The 18,576-nt window shown below is 65.2% G+C and carries 16 protein-coding genes; 7 read left to right on the top strand and 9 right to left on the bottom strand.

The genetic code is table 11. The annotated features are described in order from the left end of the window. Positions 1-183: 183 nt before the first annotated feature. Positions 184-510, bottom strand: a complete 327-nt coding sequence (locus QW881_RS20350; RefSeq protein WP_315753539.1) for a hypothetical protein — start codon at positions 508-510, stop codon at positions 184-186. A gap of 780 nt (positions 511-1,290) precedes the next feature. Between QW881_RS20350 and QW881_RS20345 the strand changes: the two genes are divergently transcribed. From QW881_RS20345 to QW881_RS20320, 6 genes are all read left to right on the top strand, one after another. Beyond that, on the top strand, positions 1,291-2,094 hold the full coding sequence (locus QW881_RS20345) for a crotonase/enoyl-CoA hydratase family protein (protein WP_315753537.1): 804 nt from the start codon (positions 1,291-1,293) through the stop codon (positions 2,092-2,094). A gap of 1 nt (position 2,095) precedes the next feature. Further along, complete coding sequence (locus QW881_RS20340) at positions 2,096-3,997, top strand: feruloyl-CoA synthase (RefSeq protein ID WP_316159135.1); 1,902 nt, start codon at positions 2,096-2,098, stop codon at positions 3,995-3,997. Between the two features lie 25 nt (positions 3,998-4,022). Further along, positions 4,023-4,787 carry an SDR family NAD(P)-dependent oxidoreductase gene (locus tag QW881_RS20335; protein WP_315753533.1) on the top strand — a complete coding sequence of 255 codons (765 nt, stop codon included), beginning with the start codon at positions 4,023-4,025 and terminating at the stop codon, positions 4,785-4,787. 240 nt (positions 4,788-5,027) lie between these two features. Continuing rightward, positions 5,028-5,447, top strand: coding sequence for a thioesterase family protein (locus tag QW881_RS20330; protein ID WP_315753531.1), 420 nt, complete (start codon positions 5,028-5,030; stop codon positions 5,445-5,447). Positions 5,448-5,660: 213 nt separating this feature from the next. After that, entirely contained in the window at positions 5,661-6,806 is a 1,146-nt protein-coding gene (locus QW881_RS20325; protein WP_315734724.1) for an ABC transporter substrate-binding protein, read from the top strand. Between the two features lie 102 nt (positions 6,807-6,908). Further along, the gene (locus QW881_RS20320) at positions 6,909-7,715 is read left to right on the top strand and encodes a shikimate dehydrogenase (protein ID WP_315753530.1); all 807 of its coding nucleotides are present in this window, start codon (positions 6,909-6,911) and stop codon (positions 7,713-7,715) included. Between the two features lie 29 nt (positions 7,716-7,744). Here QW881_RS20320 and QW881_RS20315 read toward each other — a convergent pair whose 3' ends face one another. From QW881_RS20315 to QW881_RS20305, 3 genes are read right to left on the bottom strand one after another with little or no spacing between them, the layout of a single operon-like run. Continuing rightward, the gene (locus tag QW881_RS20315; RefSeq protein ID WP_315753527.1) at positions 7,745-8,470 is read right to left on the bottom strand and encodes an ABC transporter ATP-binding protein; all 726 of its coding nucleotides are present in this window, start codon (positions 8,468-8,470) and stop codon (positions 7,745-7,747) included. Next, positions 8,467-10,236, bottom strand: a complete 1,770-nt coding sequence (locus QW881_RS20310) for a branched-chain amino acid ABC transporter ATP-binding protein/permease (RefSeq protein WP_315753525.1) — start codon at positions 10,234-10,236, stop codon at positions 8,467-8,469. The genes QW881_RS20315 and QW881_RS20310 overlap by 4 nt, the downstream gene beginning before the upstream one ends. 3 nt (positions 10,237-10,239) lie before the next feature. Then, complete coding sequence (locus QW881_RS20305) at positions 10,240-11,280, bottom strand: branched-chain amino acid ABC transporter permease (protein ID WP_315753522.1); 1,041 nt, start codon at positions 11,278-11,280, stop codon at positions 10,240-10,242. Positions 11,281-11,477: 197 nt separating this feature from the next. Here QW881_RS20305 and QW881_RS20300 point away from each other — a divergent pair, with 197 nt between their 5' ends. Then, on the top strand, positions 11,478-11,984 hold the full coding sequence (locus QW881_RS20300; RefSeq protein ID WP_315753520.1) for a MarR family winged helix-turn-helix transcriptional regulator: 507 nt from the start codon (positions 11,478-11,480) through the stop codon (positions 11,982-11,984). A gap of 18 nt (positions 11,985-12,002) precedes the next feature. Here QW881_RS20300 and QW881_RS20295 read toward each other — a convergent pair whose 3' ends face one another. The 5 genes from QW881_RS20295 to QW881_RS20275 all read right to left on the bottom strand — a co-directional run bounded on the left by QW881_RS20295 (position 12,003) and on the right by QW881_RS20275 (position 18,575). Beyond that, entirely contained in the window at positions 12,003-13,283 is a 1,281-nt protein-coding gene (locus QW881_RS20295) for a glycerate kinase (protein WP_315753518.1), read from the bottom strand. A gap of 28 nt (positions 13,284-13,311) precedes the next feature. After that, the gene (locus QW881_RS20290) at positions 13,312-14,535 is read right to left on the bottom strand and encodes an ABC transporter substrate-binding protein (RefSeq protein ID WP_315753514.1); all 1,224 of its coding nucleotides are present in this window, start codon (positions 14,533-14,535) and stop codon (positions 13,312-13,314) included. Between the two features lie 252 nt (positions 14,536-14,787). Continuing rightward, the gene (locus tag QW881_RS20285) at positions 14,788-16,011 is read right to left on the bottom strand and encodes an ABC transporter substrate-binding protein (RefSeq protein ID WP_315753512.1); all 1,224 of its coding nucleotides are present in this window, start codon (positions 16,009-16,011) and stop codon (positions 14,788-14,790) included. Between the two features lie 313 nt (positions 16,012-16,324). Continuing rightward, a complete protein-coding gene (locus QW881_RS20280; protein ID WP_315753510.1) occupies positions 16,325-17,548 on the bottom strand; it encodes an ABC transporter substrate-binding protein in 1,224 nt (407 codons plus the stop codon). 10 nt (positions 17,549-17,558) lie between these two features. Beyond that, complete coding sequence (locus QW881_RS20275) at positions 17,559-18,575, bottom strand: branched-chain amino acid ABC transporter permease (RefSeq protein WP_315753507.1); 1,017 nt, start codon at positions 18,573-18,575, stop codon at positions 17,559-17,561. Between the last annotated feature and the right edge of the window lies 1 nt (position 18,576).

Raw genomic sequence — 18,576 nt, 5'->3', positions numbered from 1 at the left:
ACCGGAATCTGTGGCCGCGGGCTCTCGCCTCACACACCATTGTCGTCCCGGGTAAGCCTCGGCGGCGCGCAGCGCGGTCGAGCCGCCGACCCGGGACGACAGCGCAGCTAGTGGTGTCGCCGTCCGGAAGCCATGGCGTCGAGCAAGAAAATCGGGACGCCCGTATCCCGGGCAGACGTACGACTAATCCTCGTCGTTCCAATCCGAAACCCGGCCGTAGCCGCCGTGGTCGCAATCGCGATAGCGGTGAGCCGGCACGTAACGGTAGCGCTCGTAGCCGTAGCCGTCATACGTGGCGTCGCGGTAGTGGGTGCGGTAGACCGGCGCCGCCTCATACGCTTGCGCTTCCGACGCCAGCGCGCCGCCGATGAGGGCTCCCGCCACCAGGCCGCCGATCAACGCCGCATTGCGTCCGTCATGGGCCTGAGCGGGCGCCGGCGCGGCGAACAGGGTTGCGGTCACAGCGAGCGCGGCGACGCCGCCTGCGAGAGATGTCTTCAGCGAAACCATGGTCCCCTCCATTGGGAAGTGTAGGGACGTTCTACATCGCGGGCTTTGAAGCCACCCTGAATGCAATGTTGTTGGCCGTTCATCTCGGAAGTCGCCCCGGGGGGGGCTTCGGCCTAAGCGGCATCCTTCCAGCATATTCTGATAAAAATAAATAACTTGCGATTTATCGGAAACTATGGTTCTTTACCGGCATCCCGTCCCAAGCCGAGGGGCGTAGCGCGCGATCGTCACGACACGCGGGGCGGGGAGCGGTGGCCGCGATCATGTCGCAGCGTGTCTACGGGCGCGCGGACGAACGATGTGTCGCGGACGTGAAGTCGCAGCGTCCTGACACCCCGTTGCCGGTGTTACGTTCGCGACGGCGCTAACGCGCCGCGCGGATCATGGTGGCCAACAAGCCGGTGCACCAGGGAGACTGCGTATAAGCGTGAAGACCATCGCGCAGGGAAGGCCGGGCGTTCTCGGCTGCACCTGTGGTACCTGCCGCCTGCATTTTTTCTCGCAGGCGGGCCGCAGGCGTCAGCCGACGCCTGGCCTTCCCTGCGCCCTCCGCATGAGAGGGCGATCCATATCGGCAAGCCCCGGGCGTGATTTCGCCGCGGGAACGCCGGATCATGTCATTTGCCTTTGCGCGCAGGCGGGTCTTACGATGCTGCGCGTGACCGAGCCCCTCGGCGGCTTGTTCTTTTGCATCGCACAACATGATGTCGGGCGCCGCTTGTTGACTCCCGCGAAGATCGTTATAAAACATAACTATTCTGAACAGGACACAATCAAGCGATGGGAAACGCCGACACCGCCACGCCAGCGGGCGATCCGTCTCTGCTGCAGATCGAGCAGCAGGGCGCCGTCCTGACGATCGGGCTCAACCGCCCGGCCAAGCGCAATGCGCTGAATGACGGCATCATCCTCGCCATCGGCGATTGCTTCACCAGCCTGCCTGAAGACGTCCGCTGCGTCGTGATCCACGGCATCGGCGACAATTTCTCCTCCGGCCTCGATCTCTCCGAATTGCGCGAGCGCGACGCGACCGAGGGCCTGGTGCATTCGCAGATGTGGCATCGCGTGTTCGACCGCATCCAGTACTGCCGCGTGCCGGTGATCGCCGCGCTGAAGGGCGCCGTCATCGGCGGCGGCCTCGAGCTCGCCTGCGCCGCGCATATCCGTGTCGCCGAGCCGTCAGCTTACTTCGCGCTGCCCGAAGGCCAGCGCGGCATCTTCGTCGGCGGCGGCGGCTCGGTGCGGCTGCCGCGCCTGATCGGCGTCGCCCGCATGATGGACATGATGCTGACCGGACGGGTCTATTCGGCGACCGAAGGCTCGTCCTACGGCTTCGCGCAATATCTCGTTGAGGCGGGCGCCTCGATGACCAAGGCGACGGAGCTGGCGGCGAAGATCGCGAACAACGCGCCGCTGACGAATTTCGCGGTGCTGCAGGCGCTGCCGATGATCGCGGAGGCCAATCCGCAGACCGGCCTGCTGATGGAATCGCTGATGGCCACCGTCGCGCAGAGCGACAAGGAGGCCAAAAATCGCATCCGCGCCTTCCTTGATCACAAGACCGCAAAAGTGAAGCCGACGTGACATGACCGCACAAACAATAACAAGCACACAGGGAGGAACGGACAACACGGCGCGCACCGCCAGTGTTCATCCGTTGCGCGCGATCTCGTTCAACGATCCGGCCGTCACGGTGGACCGCCGCGACGACGGCACCATCTATCTCCGGCCGAAGCAGCCGCTCGGCGACTATCCACCGCGGATCACGGATCGGCTGCATCACTTCGCCAAGACCACGCCGGAGCGCGTGTTCATGGCCGAGCGCGTCGGGCCCGAGGGCTGGCGTGAACTGACCTATGCCGCGCTGTTGGCGGCGAGCCGGCACATCGCGTCGGGGCTGCTCGCGCGCGGGCTGTCGCCGGACCGGCCGGTGATGATTCTGTCGGGCAATTCGATCGATCATGCGCTGGTCGCGTTCGGCGCGCTCTATGCCGGCGTGCCGTTCTGTCCGGTGTCGCCAGCCTATTCGCTGGTGTCGCGCGACTATGGCAAGCTCGCTTATCTGATGAAGCTGTTGACGCCGGGCCTCGTCTTCGTCGACGACGCCGACAAGTTCGCCGACGCGCTCGTCGCCAACGTGCCCGAGGGCACCGAGATCGTGGCGTCGTTCGGCTCGGTGCCGGGCCGCAAGATCACGATGCTCGCCGATCTGATCGCATCGCCGCTGTTCCCCGGCCTCGACGCCGCCCACGACAAGATCGGCCCCGACACGATCGCGAAGTTCCTGCTGACCTCGGGCTCGACCGGCAACCCGAAGGCCGTGATCAACACCCAGCGCATGATCTGCGCCAACCAGGTGATGATCCGCGAGACGCTCGCGTTCCTGAAGGACGAGCCGCCCGTCATCATCGACTGGCTGCCGTGGAATCACACCTTCGGCGGCAACCACAACATCGGGCTGACGCTGTTCAATGGCGGCTCGATGTATCTCGACCAGGGCAAGCCGGTGCCGGGCGGGATCGAGGAGACCGTGCGAAACCTGCGCGAGATCTCGCCGACGGTCTATTTCAACGTCCCCAAGGGCTACGAGTCGCTGCTGCCCTATTTCCGCGAGGACGCGGCGTTGCGGAAGTCCTTCTTCCAGCGGCTGCATGCGATGTTCTTCTCCGGCGCCGCGCTGGCGCCGCATGTCTGGAACGAGCTCGACGAGCTCTCGGTGGCCGAGACCGGCACTCGTGTGCCGATGCTGACGGGCCTCGGCTCGACCGAGACCGCACCGTTCTTCATGTCGGTCAATCCGCGCACCAGCCGCTCCGGCCATGTCGGCCTGCCGGTGTCGGGCAACGAGGCGAAGCTCGTGCCCAACAATGGCAAGATGGAGGTGCGGGCCAAGGGGCCGAACGTGACGCCGGGCTATTGGCGCCTGCCTGAGGTCTCGGCCGCGGCCTTCGATGACGAAGGCTATTACAAGATGGGCGATGCGCTGAAGCCCGTCGATCCCAACGACTTCAATGCCGGCTTCGACTTCGACGGCCGTGTCGCCGAGGACTTCAAGCTGGCGTCCGGCACCTGGGTCTCGGTCGGCCCGTTGCGGGCGCGCTTCGTCGCGGCCTGCGCGCCGCTGGCGCGCGACGTGATCATCGCTGGCATCAACCGCGACGAGATCGCTGCGATCGTCGTGCTCGATCCTGACGGCTGCCGGCTGATCAACGCGACCTTGCCGTTCGACGATCTCGCCGCCACGGCGGCCGATCCGCTGATCATCGAGGCCTTCCGTGAGCGCTTCGCAAAATTCCTGCAGACCGCGACCGGCTCGTCGACGCGCATCACGCGCGCCGTCCTGCTCGGCGTGCCGCTGTCGATCGACAAGGGCGAGGTCACCGACAAGGGATCGATCAACCAGCGCGCCGTGCTGGAGCACCGCAAGGACCTGATCGAACGCATCTACGCCGCGACGCCGGACGACGACATCATCATCGCCGGCTGATCGACGCATCCAAGGGAGAAACGACATGTTGTTGAAGGATCAGGCTGCCATCGTTACCGGCGGCGCTTCCGGCCTCGGGGCCGCGACCGCCCGCAAGCTCGCGTCGCAGGGCGCCAAGGTCGCCGTGTTCGATCTCAATGCCAAGCTGGCCGAGGAGGTCGCCGCCGAGATCAAGGGCGTGGCCGTGGTCTGCGACGTTTCCGATGCCGCCGGCGCGGAAGCCGCCGTCGCCAAGGCGGTCGAGGCGCTCGGCCAGCAGCCGCGCGTGCTGGTGAACTGCGCCGGCATCGGCGTCGCCAAGCGCGTCGTCGGCCGCGACGGTCCGATGCCCCTGGCCGATTTCGAGAAGGTCATCAAGGTCAACCTGATCGGCTCGTTCAACATGCTGCGTCTGGTCACCAACGGTATGACCAAGCTGGAGCCGCAGGCGACCGGCGAGCGTGGTGTCGTCATCAACACCGCCTCGGTCGCGGCCTATGACGGCCAGATCGGACAGTCCGCCTATTCGGCCTCGAAGGGCGGCATTGTCGGCATGACCCTGCCGATCGCGCGCGAGCTCGCACAGTTCGGCATCCGCGTGCTGACCATTGCGCCCGGCCTGTTCCTGACGCCGCTGCTCGCCAACCTGCCGCAGGAGGCGCAGGACTCGCTCGCCGCCGCGATCCCGTTCCCCCGCCGCCTCGGTCACGCCGATGAGTTCGCAGCACTTGCGCTGCACATGGTCGAGAACGCCTATCTGAACGGCGAGGTCGTCCGCCTCGACGGCTCGCTGCGCATGGCGCCGAAGTGATTTTCCGTCATTGCGAGCAGCGTAGCGACGACGTGTCCGCCGAAGCCCATCGGGCGAAGGCGGAAGCAATCCAGAGTCCCGACCCGGCCCTGGATTGCTTCGCTTCGCTCGCAATGATGGAGAGAGCCGTAGGGTGGGCAAAGCGCAGCGTGCCCACCGGCCCGGAAAATGGTGGGCACGGCGCGTCGCGCCTTTGCCCACCCTACCGACCGTTGTTGTTGGCGTAGCGAGGCTTAATCGATGTTCGTTCACCGCCGCGACGTGCAGATCCAGTGGGGCGACTGCGATCCCGCCAACATCGTCTACTACCCGCGCTATTTCGCGATGTTCGACGATGCGACCTCTGTCATGTTCGAGGCGGCCGGGTTTTCCAAGCAGGACATCGTCCGCCGCTACGGCCTGGTCGGGATCCCCATGGTCGACACCCGCGCCAAGTTCTACATCCCCTCCACCTATGGCGACTGGATCACGATCGAGAGCCGAATCGAGAGCATCAAGCGCTCCTCGTTCGACGTCACCCACAAGGTGTTCAAGGGCGAGGCGCTGGCGCTCGAGGGGTTCGAGACCCGGGTGCTGGTCGGGCGCGATCCGGTTGACCCGGACAAGCTGAAATCGGCGCCTTTTCCAGAGGAGATGCGGGCCAAGTTTCTCGAGGGCTGACGCGCTGCATTGGGTGCGACATGCGGCCGTCTTAAGGATGAATCGTCGTCGTGCTTTGGTCGACTGGTGAGAGGTGATCTTCTCGTGTTCAATGCTATGATCACGTTTGGACACGCATCGGCCGGCCGAGATGGAAGACGCCCCTGTCGGGGCGGGACTGCAAACATGATCGGCGGATCACGAGCTGAACCGAAAAGATTGAGGGAGGATTTTATGAGGAAGGCCTATCTGGCGGCGGCTGGCGTCATTGCGATGCTTGCATCAGCGCCGGCGCTGGCGCAGACCAGCGAGATCACTATCGGCATCACCACGACCACGACGGGGCCGGGCGCGGCGCTCGGCATCCCCGAGCGCAATGCGCTCGAGTTCGTGCCGAAGGAGATCGGCGGCGTGCCGCTCAAGGTGATCGTGCTCGACGACGGCGGCGATCCGACCACGGCGACGACGAATGCGCGACGCTTCGTGACGGAGTCGAAAGCCGACATCATCATGGGCTCGGCGCTGACGCCGCCGACCATCGCGGTCTCCAACGTCGCCAATGAAGCCGGCATTCCGCATTTCGGCCTGGCGCCGTTCCCGGTCACGCCCGAGCGCACCAAATGGTCGGTGGTGATGCCGCAGCCGGTGCCGATCATGGGCAAGGTGCTGTACGAGCACATGAAGGCGCACAACATCAAGACCGTCGGCTACATCGGCTATTCCGACTCCTACGGCGATCTCTGGTTCAACGATCTGAAGAACCAGGCGGTGCCGATGGGCATCACGATTGCCGATGAGGAGCGGTTCGCGCGTCCCGATACTTCGGTCACCGGCCAGGTGCTGAAGCTGGTTGCCGCCAATCCGGACGCCATCCTGGTCGGCGCCTCCGGCACCGCGGCGGCGCTGCCGCAGACCGAGCTGCGCGAGCGTGGCTACACCGGCCTGATCTATCAGACCCATGGCGCCGCCAGCATGGACTTCATCCGCATCGCCGGCAAGGCGGCGGAGGGTGTGATCATGGCGTCCGGTCCGGTGATGTCGCCGGAGACGCAGGACGACAGCGCGCTCACCAAGAAGCCGGGCATGGAGCTCAACAAGGCCTATGAGGGCAAATATGGCCCGAACAGCCGCAGCCAGTTCGCCGGCCACTCGTTCGACGCGTTCGAGATCCTCAAGCGCGTGATTCCGGTGGCGCTGAAGACCGCCAAGCCCGGCACGCCGGAGTTCCGCGAGGCCATCCGCCAGGCGCTGCTGACCGAGAAGGACCTGGCGGCCTCGCAGGGCGTCTACAACTTCACCGAAAAGGACCGCTCCGGCCTCGACGACCGCGCCCGCATCATCCTGACCGTGAAGGACGGAAAATACGTCCCGGCGAAGTGAGCTTGCGGGGACCATAGCTTCGATCAGGAAAGGCCGGCTCGGTGAGCCGGCCTTTCGGCCATCAGGACCATGAATTTTAGAGTTTTTGCCGGAAAGCCCGCCATGATCCCTGCGCCCACTGGAGCCACCCGGCTCCACATCATCATCGGCGATCCCATCGCTCAGGTGCGCGCCCCGGCGGGCGTCAGCCAGGCCTTTGCCGATCGCGGCAGCGATGCGATCTTGGTCGCGGTGCAAGTCGCGCCGGCTGATCTCGCCGACTTTCTGGCGACGATGACCCGCGTGAAGAATCTCGACGGCATCGTCGCGACCATTCCGCACAAATTCGCCTGCTATCGCGCCTGTGCAACCGCAACCGAGCGCGCGCGTTTCATCGGCGCCGTCAACCTGATGCGCCGGGGTCCCGACGGCGACTGGCATGGCGACATGGTCGATGGGCTCGGCTTTGTCGGCGCGGCGAAAGCTGGGGGATTTGATCCCAATGGTGCGCGTGCCCTGCAAATCGGCGCGGGTGGCGCCGGCTCGGCGATTGCGCTCGCACTGATCGATTCCGGCGTGCGCGAGCTCGCCATCCACGACAGCGACTCCGGCCGTCGCGATGCCCTGATCGCGCGCCTCAACGAGCGGGGTAGGGGCCGCGCGCTCGTCGGCAGCACCGATGCCGGTGGCTTCGACATGGTCGCGAATGCGACGCCCGCGGGCATGCAGCCCGGCGATCCCTTGCCCGTCGATATCGCGACGATCAACTCGTCAGCCTATTGCGGCTGTGTCATCACCCGGCCCGAGGTCTCGCCCTTCATCGCCGCTGCGCGCCAGCGCGGCTGCCTGACGGCGACCGGCACCGACATGTACCGGGCGCTGGAGCGCGTGATGGTCGATTTCCTGCTGTCGAAGGAGGCGCCCTCCTGAAGCAGCGCCTCACCCCATCGACATCAGGCTCAGCTCGCGGCCGTCTCGGCAAAGCCGAGATAGCTCGCCGCCACCCGCTCGTCGGTGGCGATCTCGCTGGCCTTGCCGTTGAGCACGAACTCGCCGAGCTCCATCACATAGGCGCGGTCGGCGACCTGCAGCGCGGCCTTGGCGTTCTGCTCGACCAGCAGCACCGAGACGCCTTCCTGGCGCAGCTTGGCGACGATCTCGAAGATGCCGGCGACGATGATCGGCGCCAGACCGAGGCTCGGCTCGTCCAGCATCAACATCTTCGGCGCGCCCATCAAGGCACGGCCCATCGCCAGCATCTGCTGCTCGCCGCCGGAGAGCGTGCCGGCGAGCTGCTTGCGCCGCTCCTTCAGCTTCGGAAACAGCGTGTAGACGTGCTCGAAGCCGCGTGCGGCGTGCGCCTTCGACATTCTGAAAGCGCCGAGCTGCAGATTATCTTCGACGTTCATGGTGGCGAACAGCTCGCGATGCTCCGGCACCAGACAGAGACCGCGCGCGACGCGATCCTCGATCTCCAGCCGGGCCATGTCCTCGCCGAGGAACGCGACGCGGCCCTTCAGCGGAAACACGCCCATGATGGCACTGAGAAGCGTGGTCTTGCCGGCGCCGTTGGCGCCGATGATGGTGACGATCTCGTTCTCGGCCACGGTGAGCGAGACCGAGCGGACCGCCTCGACCTTGCCGTAGGAGACATGGGCGTCGGTGACTTCCAGCAGCGTGCTCATGCGGTGGCTCCGAGATACGCCTTGATGACCTCGGGATTGGTCTTGATCGCGGCTGGTGTGCCCTCGGCGATCTTGGTGCCGAAATCGAGCACCACGATGCGGTCGGCGAGGTCCATGACAAATCCCATGTCGTGTTCGACCAGCAGCACCGACATGCCGCCGGCGCGGAGGTCGCGCAGCAGCGCGCCGAGGCGCTGCTTCTCCATGTGGCGCAGGCCGGCGGCCGGTTCGTCGAGCAAGAGCAGCATCGGATCGACGCACAGCGCGCGAGCGATCTCGACGATGCGCTGCTGGCCCAGCGACAACGAGCCGGCGAGCTGGTGCATCTGGTCGCCGAGCCCGACGCGTTCGATCTGGCGCGCAGCCTCGGCGAGCAGCTTGGCTTCGTCGCCGCGGTCGAGCCGGAACATGCTGGAGAGCGCGCCGGAGTGGCCGCGCAGATGCGCGCCGATCGCGACGTTCTCCAGCACCGTCATGTCCGGCACCAGCTTGACGTGCTGGAAGGTGCGGGAAATGCCGAGCTTGACGACGTCCTGCGGCGGGGCGTTGCCGACGGCCTTGCCGAGCACCGCGATGTTGCCGGAGGTCGGCGGCAGCACGCCGGTGATCAGGTTGAAGGTCGTGCTCTTGCCGGCGCCGTTCGGGCCGATCAGCGCGACGATCTCGCGGGCCTGGACGTCGAACGAGACGTTGTTGACCGCGACCACGCCGCCGAACTGTTTGCGCGCGTTGTCGACCTGCAGCAGTACGTTTGGAGTCGTCGCAGATCGCTCCCGCGCCGGCAGTTTGACCGACGTGTCCGGCTGCTTGGCAACAGGCTTGAACGGCAGCCGCGCCGTCAGCCACGGCCACAGGCCGGTCGGGGCGAGCTGGAGAAGCGTGACGAGGAGGATGCCGAACACGATGGTTTCGAGCTGGCCCTCGCCATGCAGCAGCAGCGGGAGGTAGCTCTGCAGCACCTCCTTCAGGATCACGACGATCGCCGCGCCGAGCACGCCGCCCCAGACATAGCCGGCGCCGCCGACGACGGCGACGAACAGATATTCGATGCCGGCCTGGGCGCCGAACGGCGTCGGGTTCACCGCGCGGGTGAAGTGCGCATAGAGCCAGCCCGAGAGGCCGGCCAGGACGGCCGCGTAGATGAACACCAGGAGCTTGGCGCGAGGCGCGTAGACGCCGAACGCTTCCGCTGCGATGTGACCCCGGCGCAGCGCGCGGATGGCGCGGCCGGTGCGGGAGTCCAGCAGGTTCATCGTCAGCAGCGCGGAGATCAGCACGGCAGCCCAGATCGCGAAATAGATCGTGCCGGGATCGAGCATCTTGAGGCTGCCGATCGACAGCGGCGGGATGCCGGAAATGCCGTCATTGCGGCCCAGGAACGCGAGCTTGCTGAACAGATAGAACAGGCCGAGGCCCCAGGCGAGCGTGCCGAGCGGCAGATAGTGGCCGGACAGCCTGACGGTGACGAGGCCGAGCAGAACGGCGGCGAGGCCGGACACCAGCAGCGACAGCGGCAGGGTCAGCCACGGCGATACGCCGTAATTGGCCGACAGCACCGCAGTCGTGTAGGCGCCGAAGCCGACAAAGGCGGCCTGGCCGAACGAGGTCAGACCGCCGACGCCGGTCAGCAGCACCAGCCCCATCGCGACCAGCGCGGAGAGGCCGATATTGTCGAGCAGCACGATCCAGAACGGCGGCATGCCCGGGATGAACGGGATCGCCGCGACAATGACGGCAAAGACGATGAGAGGCCAACGCTCGCGCACGACTCAATCCTTCTCTTCTTCGACCGCGGGCGCGGCGAGCGAACGCAGCAGCAGGACCGGGATCAGCAGCGTGAAGACGATCACTTCCTTGAAGTTCGAGGCGTAGAACGAAGAGAACGCCTCGACGATGCCGACGACGAGTGCGGCGACCGCGGTCAGGGGATAGCTGATCAGTCCGCCGATGATCGCGGCGATGAACCCCTTCAGGCCGATCAGGAAGCCGGTGTCGTAATAGAGCGTCGTGATCGGGACGATCAGGATGCCGGAGAGCGCGCCGATCGTGGAGGCCAGGAGGAACGCGATCTGGCCGGAGAGCGTGGTGCGGATGCCGACGAGGCGGGCGCCGAGCCGGTTCACGGCGGTGGCGCGCAGCGCCTTGCCGTAAAGGGTCAGGCCGAAGAACAGCCAGAGGCCGACGATGAAGGCGACGGTGATGCCGTAGACCGCCATGCCCTGGCCGGTGAAGCGCAGCGAGCCGAGCGTCGCCGTGGCATTGAGCAGGGTCGGGCCACGTTGGCCCTCGGCGCCGAAGAACAGCAGGCCGAGGCCCTGCAGTGCGAGGTGAACGCCGACCGAGGCGATCAGCAGCACCAGCACCGAGGTGTGCGCGAGCGGCTGGAACACGATCCGATACAACGACAGGCCGATGCTGGCGACGATCAGCAGCGACAGTACGAGGCTGACGCCGGCCGGCATGTGCTGATCGGCGGCCCACATCGTGGCGAGCATGACGACCACCGGGAAGGCGACGTTGAGGCCGAAGGTGCGAAGGATCTTCGGCATGTGCAGCGTCTTGCGCATCGCATAGAGGTCGAAGGCAAAGGCCACCAGGCCGATCACGACGGCAAGCTTCGCGGTCCCCGGCGTGCGGCCGGCCGCGAGCGAGGCATAGGTGAGGGCGCCGTAGGTGACGAATTCGCCCTGCGGGATCAGGATCACCCGGGTGACGGCAAACACCAGCACGAGCGCCAGCCCGAGCAGCGCGTAGATCGCGCCATTGGTAATGCCGTCCTGCAACAGGAACAGCAAGATCGTTGTGTTCAAGACAGGACGCTCCCCCTCTGTGGTGACCGGGCGCGGCCGGCGCCCTGCGCCATCCACCGGTCTTGGGCAGTTGAATTCGGCTGCCCGTGTTTGATATAGTGGATAACAATTATCGATTATAATCTCAAGGCCGCTGTTCCGGCTGCGGCATTCGGGACCGGGGATGGAAGCCACTGTGATGAATTCGGCGGATCGTGATGGCCGATAGCGCCAAGCCCGTCGGCAAGAGGGAAGGCCGGAAGGAAGCTGCCGTAGCCGCCGAGGAGACGCAAGCGGTCCAGCTCGGCGAGCTGTCGGATCTGCTTGGCTATGTGCTGAAGCGGGCGCAGTTGAAGGTGTTCGAGGACTTCCTGCGCTGCGTCGCGCCGCTGCAACTGACGCCGGCCCAGTTCTCGGTGCTGCTGCTGCTCGACGCCAATCCGGGCCGGAACCAGACCGAGATCGCCAACACCCTGGGCATCCTGCGGCCCAACTTCGTGTCCTTGCTGGACAGCCTCGAGAGCCGCGACCTGTGTGCGCGGGTGCGTTCGGCCAACGACCGGCGCTCGCACATCCTGATGCTGACCGAGAAGGGCCGCGCCGTGCTGGCACGCGCCAAGAAGCTGGTGGTGTCGAAGCACGAGGCGCGGCTCAACGAGCTGCTCGGCCCGGATGGGCGCGAGGCGCTGCTGGCGATGCTGACCAAGATCGCGGAGGAGTTCTGAAGGACGCAGTCGCGCCCCTCAATCGACCAGGATGACCCTGACGTCGTTGACGTTCGTGAGCGTCGGTCCCGTCTGCAGCAGGCCACCGGTCGCGGCGAAAAATGCGGTGGCGTCGTTGTTGGCGAGATAGGCCTGCGGATCCAGCCCCTGCGCCCGCATCGCGGCGATGACCTCGGCATCGACAAGCGCGCCGGCCGGATCGGAGGCGCTGCCGCCGCCGCCATCGGCGCCGTCGGTGTCGCCGGCGAGCGCCGCGACGCCCTCCATGTCCTTGAGCAGGTCGGCGAGCGCGAGCGCATATTCCTGGTTCGGGCCGCCGCGGCCCTGGCCGCGCACCGTTACGGTGAGCTCGCCACCGGAGATGATCGCCATGCGGCGGCCGAGCGCGCGGGCCTCCCGCGCCAGCTTGGCGTGATCGGCCGCGACCTCGCGCGCCTCACCCTCGAGGTCGGCGCCGAGATCGAGCACGTCGTAGCCCGCGGCCTTGACGCTGGCCACGGCCGCCGCGAGCGAGCTGGCGGGGCGCGCGATCAGCTCGAACGAGGCGCGGGCAAAGGCTGGATCGCCGGGCTTGCAGCTCTCGTTGGCGTCATCATCGAGCGCCCGGGCGATCGCCGGGTCGACCTCGAGCTTGTACTTCGCAACGATCGCGCGGGCATCGGCCAGCGTGGTCGGATCCGGCACCGTCGGCCCCGATGCGATGGCCGAGGGATCGTCATGCGGCACGTCGGAGATCGCCAGCGTCACGATCTCGGCCTTCTGCCCGGCCCGCGCCAGGCGTCCGCCCTTGATGCGCGACAGATGCTTGCGGACCGTGTTCATTTCGCCGATCGGGGCGCCCGAGCGCAGCAGTGCGCGGGTCAGCTGCTGCTTCTGCGCGAAGCTCACGCCATGGGCCGGCGCAATCCAGTTGGCGGAGCCGCCGCCGGAGATCAGCACCAGCATCAGGTCGTCGGCTTCGGCCGTCGCCGCCAGCTGCAATGTGTCGTCTGCCGCTTTCAGCCCGGCCTCGTCCGGCATCGGATGGCCGGCTTCGATCACCCGGACGCGGCGGGTCGGTACGCCGTGTCCGTGCCGCGTGGTTGCAATGCCGGTCAGCTTCGCCGGATCGAACCCGAGCGTGTCCAGGTAATGCCGCTCGGCGGCCACCGCCATGGCCGCGGCGCCCTTGCCTGCGGCGAGGCAGATGATCCGTCCCCGGGGTGCCGCCGGCAGATGCGCCGGAAGCACGACGTCGGGATGCGCCGCGGCGACCGCGGCATCGAAAACGGCGCGCAACAGCGGACGGCGGCCGGTCATGCGGCGCCGCCCGTCTGACGTGCAGAGCCTATTTGAGCTCGCCGCTCATCACGTCGCCGAACAGCTGCCAGCGCTCGCCCTTGAACTGCATCAGCTGCAGCTGCTCGATCGGCTGGAAATCGTCGGGACCCGTGGTCAGCGTGATGCCGGGCAGCAGCCCGCCCTGCGCAAACTGCTTCAGGCTCGCCGCCTGCTTCATGACATTTGCGCGAGTCAATTCGTCGCCGCATCGCTTCAGCACCTCGACCATCGTGGTGGCGATGTTGTAGCCGGTCAGCGCCGACGAATCCACGGGGTTGATTTCCGGCAGATATTTGGCGAGCAGCTCCCTGAACGCGCCGAGGCCCGGGTCGTTGGCCCATTGCGGATCGGACGCGTCCTTGGCATAGGCCGCCGAGATCACCCCTTGCGAGTTCTCGACGCCGGCCGGGCGCATCACGGCCGCGGTGGAGGCACTGACGTTTGAGATGATGGTCAGCGGCTTCCAGTTCATCTCGCCGAGCTTCTTGATCGCCTGGGCTCCGGACTTCGGCGTGGTAAACAGCACGACGATGTCGGGGTTGGCCGACTTCATCTTGACGATGTGCGATTCAACCGTGGGCTCGGCGATCTCGTAGCTCTCTTCGAGCACCAGGCGCGACGCATCACCGAGGCCGTCCTTGAGGCCCTTCAGGTAGTCCTTGCCCATGTCGTCGTTCTGGTAGAGCACGGCGATCTTGCCGGCGGGCTGCTGCGCGGTGAGATACTTCGCGTAGATGCGCGCCTCGGACTGGTAGCTCGGCAGCCAGCCCATGGTCCATGGGAATGTCTTGGGCTCGTTCCACTTGGTGGCGCCGGTCGCGACGAACAGCTGCGGCACCTTCTTGGAGTTGAGATATTTCTGGATCGCTGTATTGGGCGCGGTTCCGAGCACGCCGAACAGGAACAGCACCTCGTCGCTCTCGACCAGCTTGCGCGCCTGCTCCACCGTCTTCGGCGGCGAATAGGCGTCGTCGTAGGAGATGAAGTTGATCTTGCGGCCGTTGATGCCGCCGTCGTCGTTGACCTTCTTGAACACGGCCGTCATCGCCTTGCCGACCGAGCCATAGGCCGACGCCGGGCCGCTATAGGGCACGATATTGCCGATCCTGATCTCGGTGTCGCTCGCGCCGGTGTCGTACTTCTTGTCGGCGGACGCGTTGCCGGCGGCAGCGCCGACAAGGACGAGGCCGAGCAAGCCGGAAACCGTGCGGCGGGTGAGGGGGCTGGTCATGACGGTGGGACTCCTTCTCGGCCTTCGAGCTTGGCCTTGTTGTTGGATCCGCCCATGGCATGGGCGACTCGTTTCACTCCGGACGAGTCCCCATAGCGCAGCCGCGCGCTCGGCGTAACCGCCGCCGCTGCATGACCGCCTCTCTTTCAACTCCTAGCTTAAGAAATTATTGGCAAAGACAGCAAAGATGCTTGGAGAGAGCGCCGCCTGCGGCGGGAGGCCGCAGGAGGCGGTTTCAACTGCGTTCCGTCGTTAGCCGCCGACGTCGGCGGAGATCACGTCGCCGAACAGCTCCCACTTCTCGCCCTTGAAGCGCATCAGTTGCAGCTGGCTGACGGGTGCGAAGTCGGTCGCCGAGGTGTTGATCGTGATGCCAGGCAGCAGCATCTCGGTGCGGAAGTTGCGCAGGGATGCGGCCTGCTTCATGACGTTCTCGCGGGTGAGGTTGTCGCCGCACTGCTTCAGCACTTGGACCAGCGTCTGCGCGACGCTGTAGCCGACGACCGTTCCGCCGTCGAGCTTGTCGCCATCGGGAAAATCCTTGGACATGAAGTCGAGGAATTGCTTCATCCCGGTATCGTCCTTCCATTGCGGATCGGAGACGTCCTTCAGATAGGCCGCCGAGATGATGTCCTGCGAATTCTCATAGCCAGCCGGCTTCAGGACGCTGCCGACGGAGGCGGAGACGTTGTTGAGGATATGCAGCGTCTTCCAGTCGATCTCCTTGACCTTCTTGATTGCCTGTGCCGCAAATTTCGGCGTGGTGATGTTCACGAATACGTCGGCGCCGGTGGACTTGAGTTTGACAATGTGATTGTCGATCGAGGGTTCGGCGGTCTCGTAGCTCTCCTCCATCACGATCATTGAGGCGGCCTTGGCGCCAAGCCCGTCCTTCAGCCCTTTCAGATAGTCCTTGCCGTAATCATCGTTCTGATACAGCACAGCGATCTTGGCGTCCGGCTTTTCCTTCAGCAGATATTTTGCGTAGATTCGGGATTCGCTCTGGTAGTTGGGCTGCCAGCCCATGGTCCAGGGGAAATCCTTCGGGTCGTTCCACTTGGTGGCGCCGGTGGCGACGAACAGTTGCGGGACCTTCTTCGAGTTCATGTATTTGTGGATTGCCGAGTTCGGCGGCGTGCCCAGCGAATTGAAGATGAACAGCACCTCATCGCTCTCGACCAGCTTGCGTGCCTGTTCGACCGTCTTTGGCGGCGAATAGGCGTCGTCATAAGAGATGAAGTTGATCTTGCGACCGTTGATGCCGCCCTCGGCGTTGATCTTCTTGAAGTAGGCCGCTTCCGTCTTGCCGATGATGCCGTAGGCAGAGGCCGGCCCGCTATAGGGCATGATGTTGCCGATCTTGATCTCGGTGTCGGAGGCGCCGGTGTCGTACTTCTTGTCGGCGGCGATTGCGGAGCTCGAGGCGAGGACGATGGCGGCGGCCGAGGCGAGGGCGGCCCTTCGCGTGATCATCATGGTGCGTTTCTCCCGTGTTGGTTTGGTTGACGTGTCGCGGCCGCCTTGATGGAGGCTCTTGTTATGCCCGGAACTATAGCAGAGCTGCACCGGGGTGGTTGCGACATCACGGCACGGACCGTGTTTTCGCGGTGCCTGGGCGGTCCATATCATGTGCAACTGCGAGAGATCGGCGCAATCTCGGCGGGTGAGTGCTCTGCAAGAACAGCCTGAGATAAATGGCTCGATGCCGATCCAGAAATGAAAAAGCCCTCCGCGCCGATAGCGCGGAGGGCCAGTGGAGATCGGCACCGCTTTCTGCGGCGATGCGCGATTACTCGATGGCGCCGCTGATCGCCTCGCCGAACAGCTCCCACTTCTCGCCTTTGAACCGCATCATCTGCAATTGCTCGATCGGCGCGAAGTCGGTGGCCGAGGTGTTGATCTTGACGCCCGGCAGCAGCGTGTCGGGCGCGAAGTCCTTCAGGCTCGCGGCCTGCTTCATCACATTGGCGCGGGTCAGGTCGTCACCGCACATCTGCAGCACCTTCACCAGCGTCTGCGCGGCGCCGTAGCCATAGACCGTCGAGCTGTCGAGCTTGTTGGCGTCGGGATAATGCTGCGCGAGAAAGTCGAAGAACTTCCTCATGCCGGGATCATCGTTCCACTGCGGATCCGCAGCATCCTTGGCATAGGCAGCCGAAAGAATCCCTTGCGAGTTCTCGAAGCCGGCCGGCTTGATCACGCTGCCGACGGAGGCCGACACGTTGACGACGAGATGGGTCGGATGCCAGTCGATCTCGGCGAGCTTCTTGATCGCCTGTGCAGCGAATTTGGGCGTCGTGACGCTAAAGAACACGTCGGCGCCCGAGGCCTTGAGCTTGACGATGTGGCCGTCGATCGAGGGCTCTGAGGTCTCGTAGCTCTCTTCCATGACGATCATGGACGCGGCCTTGTCGCCCAGGCCGTCCTTGAGGCCCTTGAGATAGTCCTTGCCGAAATCGTCGTTCTGGAACAGCACCCCGATCTTGGCGCCGGGCTTGTCCTTGAGCAGGTACTTCGCATAGATGCGGCCCTCGCTCTGGTAGCTCGGCTGCCAGCCCATGGTCCAGGGGAAGTTCTTCGGGTCGTTCCACTTGGTGGCGCCGGTGGCGACGAACAGTTGCGGGATCTTCTTGCCGTTGAGATATTTCTGGATCGCCGAGTTCGAGGGCGTGCCGAGCGGGTTGAAGACGAACAGGACCTCATCGCTCTCGACCAGCTTGCGCACCTGCTCGACCGCCTTGGGCGGCGAGTACGCGTCGTCATAGCTGACGAAGTTGATCTTGCGGCCGTTGATGCCGCCCTCGGCGTTGATCTTCTTGAAATACGCCTCCTCGGTCTTTCCGATCACGCCGTAGGCGGACGCCGGCCCGCTATAAGGCATGATGTTGCCGATCTTGATCTCGGTGTCGGAGGCGCCGGTGTCGTATTTCTTCTGGGCGAATGCTCCGCCGGAGGTGAGGGCGATGACCGCCGTCGCGAGCGCGGCGATTCGTAGTTGTTGAATGAGCTGCAAGAGTTCCTCCTTAGTTCTTTCTGAGTTTGCCGAGCAGCTGCTGCGCTACCATCGCCACCTGCCGCGAGCCGTGCGGCACGAGGAAGATGACGAGGAACAGCAGCACGCCGAACACCGCGCCGGACAGGCCCTTCGAAATGCTTTCGGCGATATTGGGGACGAAGATGATGAAGGCGGCGCCGACGAACGAGCCGGGCAGCCAGCCGACGCCGCCGACGACCATGCCGAGGAACAGCGAAATCGCGAGCGTAATGGTGTAGCTGTCGGGCGCCACGAACTGCACCGCGATGGCGCCGAGACCGCCGGCGACGCCGGTGATGCCGGCGCTGACGCCGAATGCCAGCGTCTTGTAGGTCGCGACGTCGATGCCCATGGCGGAGGCCGCGATCTCGTTGTCGCGGATCGCCATGAAGGCGCGGCCGGAACGCGAGCGCAGCAGGTTGACCGAGAACACGTAGATCGCGATCGTGATCGCCAGGGTGAAGTAGTACAGCCACATGTCCTGGGACATAGGCAGGCCGAACGGCGCATCCGGCTTGGTCACCACCAGGCCCTGCACGCCGCCGGTCCATTGCTCGAAGAAGCCGAGCTTGAGGATCTGCGGCATCGCCGTGGCGAGCGCGAATGTGGCGAGCGCGAGATAGACACCTGACAGCCGCAGCGCCGGCTGGCCGAACAGGAAGCCGAAGCCGAAGCAGATGACGCCGGCGACCGGCAGGGTCAGCGCGTAGTTGACATTGTACTGCTCCATCAGGATCGCCGACGTATAGGCGCCGACGGCATAGAACGCGCTGTTGCCGAGCGAGAACTGGCCGGAGCCGCCGGTCAGGATGTTCAGCGCCAGCACGGCGAGCCCGTAGATCAGCAGCATCGTCATCTGGAAGATGATGAAGTTCTTGACGAACAGCGGCACCACCAGGAGCAGCAGCACGATCACGAAGGTCGTACCGGAGCTCAAGGTCATGGCCCGCTTCGGAACGGCCTCGACCGCGGGCGCCTGGGATGTGATGTCCTCGATTGCGCTCATG

This window comes from Bradyrhizobium sp. SZCCHNS3016 (assembly GCF_032484535.1).
In the GTDB taxonomy this organism is placed as follows: Bacteria; Pseudomonadota; Alphaproteobacteria; order Rhizobiales; family Xanthobacteraceae; genus Bradyrhizobium.
This window is presented reverse-complemented; position numbering and strand designations above follow the sequence as displayed.

Bases quoted from the DNA above. Each gene is read 5' to 3' on its own strand.
- QW881_RS20335 (WP_315753533.1), top strand. From the start codon at position 4,023: ATGTTGTTGAAGGATCAGGCTGCCATCGTTACCGGCGGCGCTTCCGGC.
- QW881_RS20325 (WP_315734724.1), top strand. From the start codon at position 5,661: ATGAGGAAGGCCTATCTGGCGGCGGCTGGCGTCATTGCGATGCTTGCA.
- QW881_RS20290 (WP_315753514.1), bottom strand. From the start codon at position 14,535: ATGACCAGCCCCCTCACCCGCCGCACGGTTTCCGGCTTGCTCGGCCTC.
- QW881_RS20315 (WP_315753527.1), bottom strand. From the start codon at position 8,470: ATGAGCACGCTGCTGGAAGTCACCGACGCCCATGTCTCCTACGGCAAG.
- QW881_RS20330 (WP_315753531.1), top strand. From the start codon at position 5,028: ATGTTCGTTCACCGCCGCGACGTGCAGATCCAGTGGGGCGACTGCGAT.
- QW881_RS20275 (WP_315753507.1), bottom strand. From the start codon at position 18,575: ATGAGCGCAATCGAGGACATCACATCCCAGGCGCCCGCGGTCGAGGCC.
- QW881_RS20285 (WP_315753512.1), bottom strand. From the start codon at position 16,011: ATGATGATCACGCGAAGGGCCGCCCTCGCCTCGGCCGCCGCCATCGTC.
- QW881_RS20340 (WP_316159135.1), top strand. From the start codon at position 2,096: ATGACCGCACAAACAATAACAAGCACACAGGGAGGAACGGACAACACG.
- QW881_RS20320 (WP_315753530.1), top strand. From the start codon at position 6,909: ATGATCCCTGCGCCCACTGGAGCCACCCGGCTCCACATCATCATCGGC.
- QW881_RS20350 (WP_315753539.1), bottom strand. From the start codon at position 510: ATGGTTTCGCTGAAGACATCTCTCGCAGGCGGCGTCGCCGCGCTCGCT.
- QW881_RS20300 (WP_315753520.1), top strand. From the start codon at position 11,478: ATGGCCGATAGCGCCAAGCCCGTCGGCAAGAGGGAAGGCCGGAAGGAA.
- QW881_RS20345 (WP_315753537.1), top strand. From the start codon at position 1,291: ATGGGAAACGCCGACACCGCCACGCCAGCGGGCGATCCGTCTCTGCTG.
- QW881_RS20295 (WP_315753518.1), bottom strand. From the start codon at position 13,283: ATGACCGGCCGCCGTCCGCTGTTGCGCGCCGTTTTCGATGCCGCGGTC.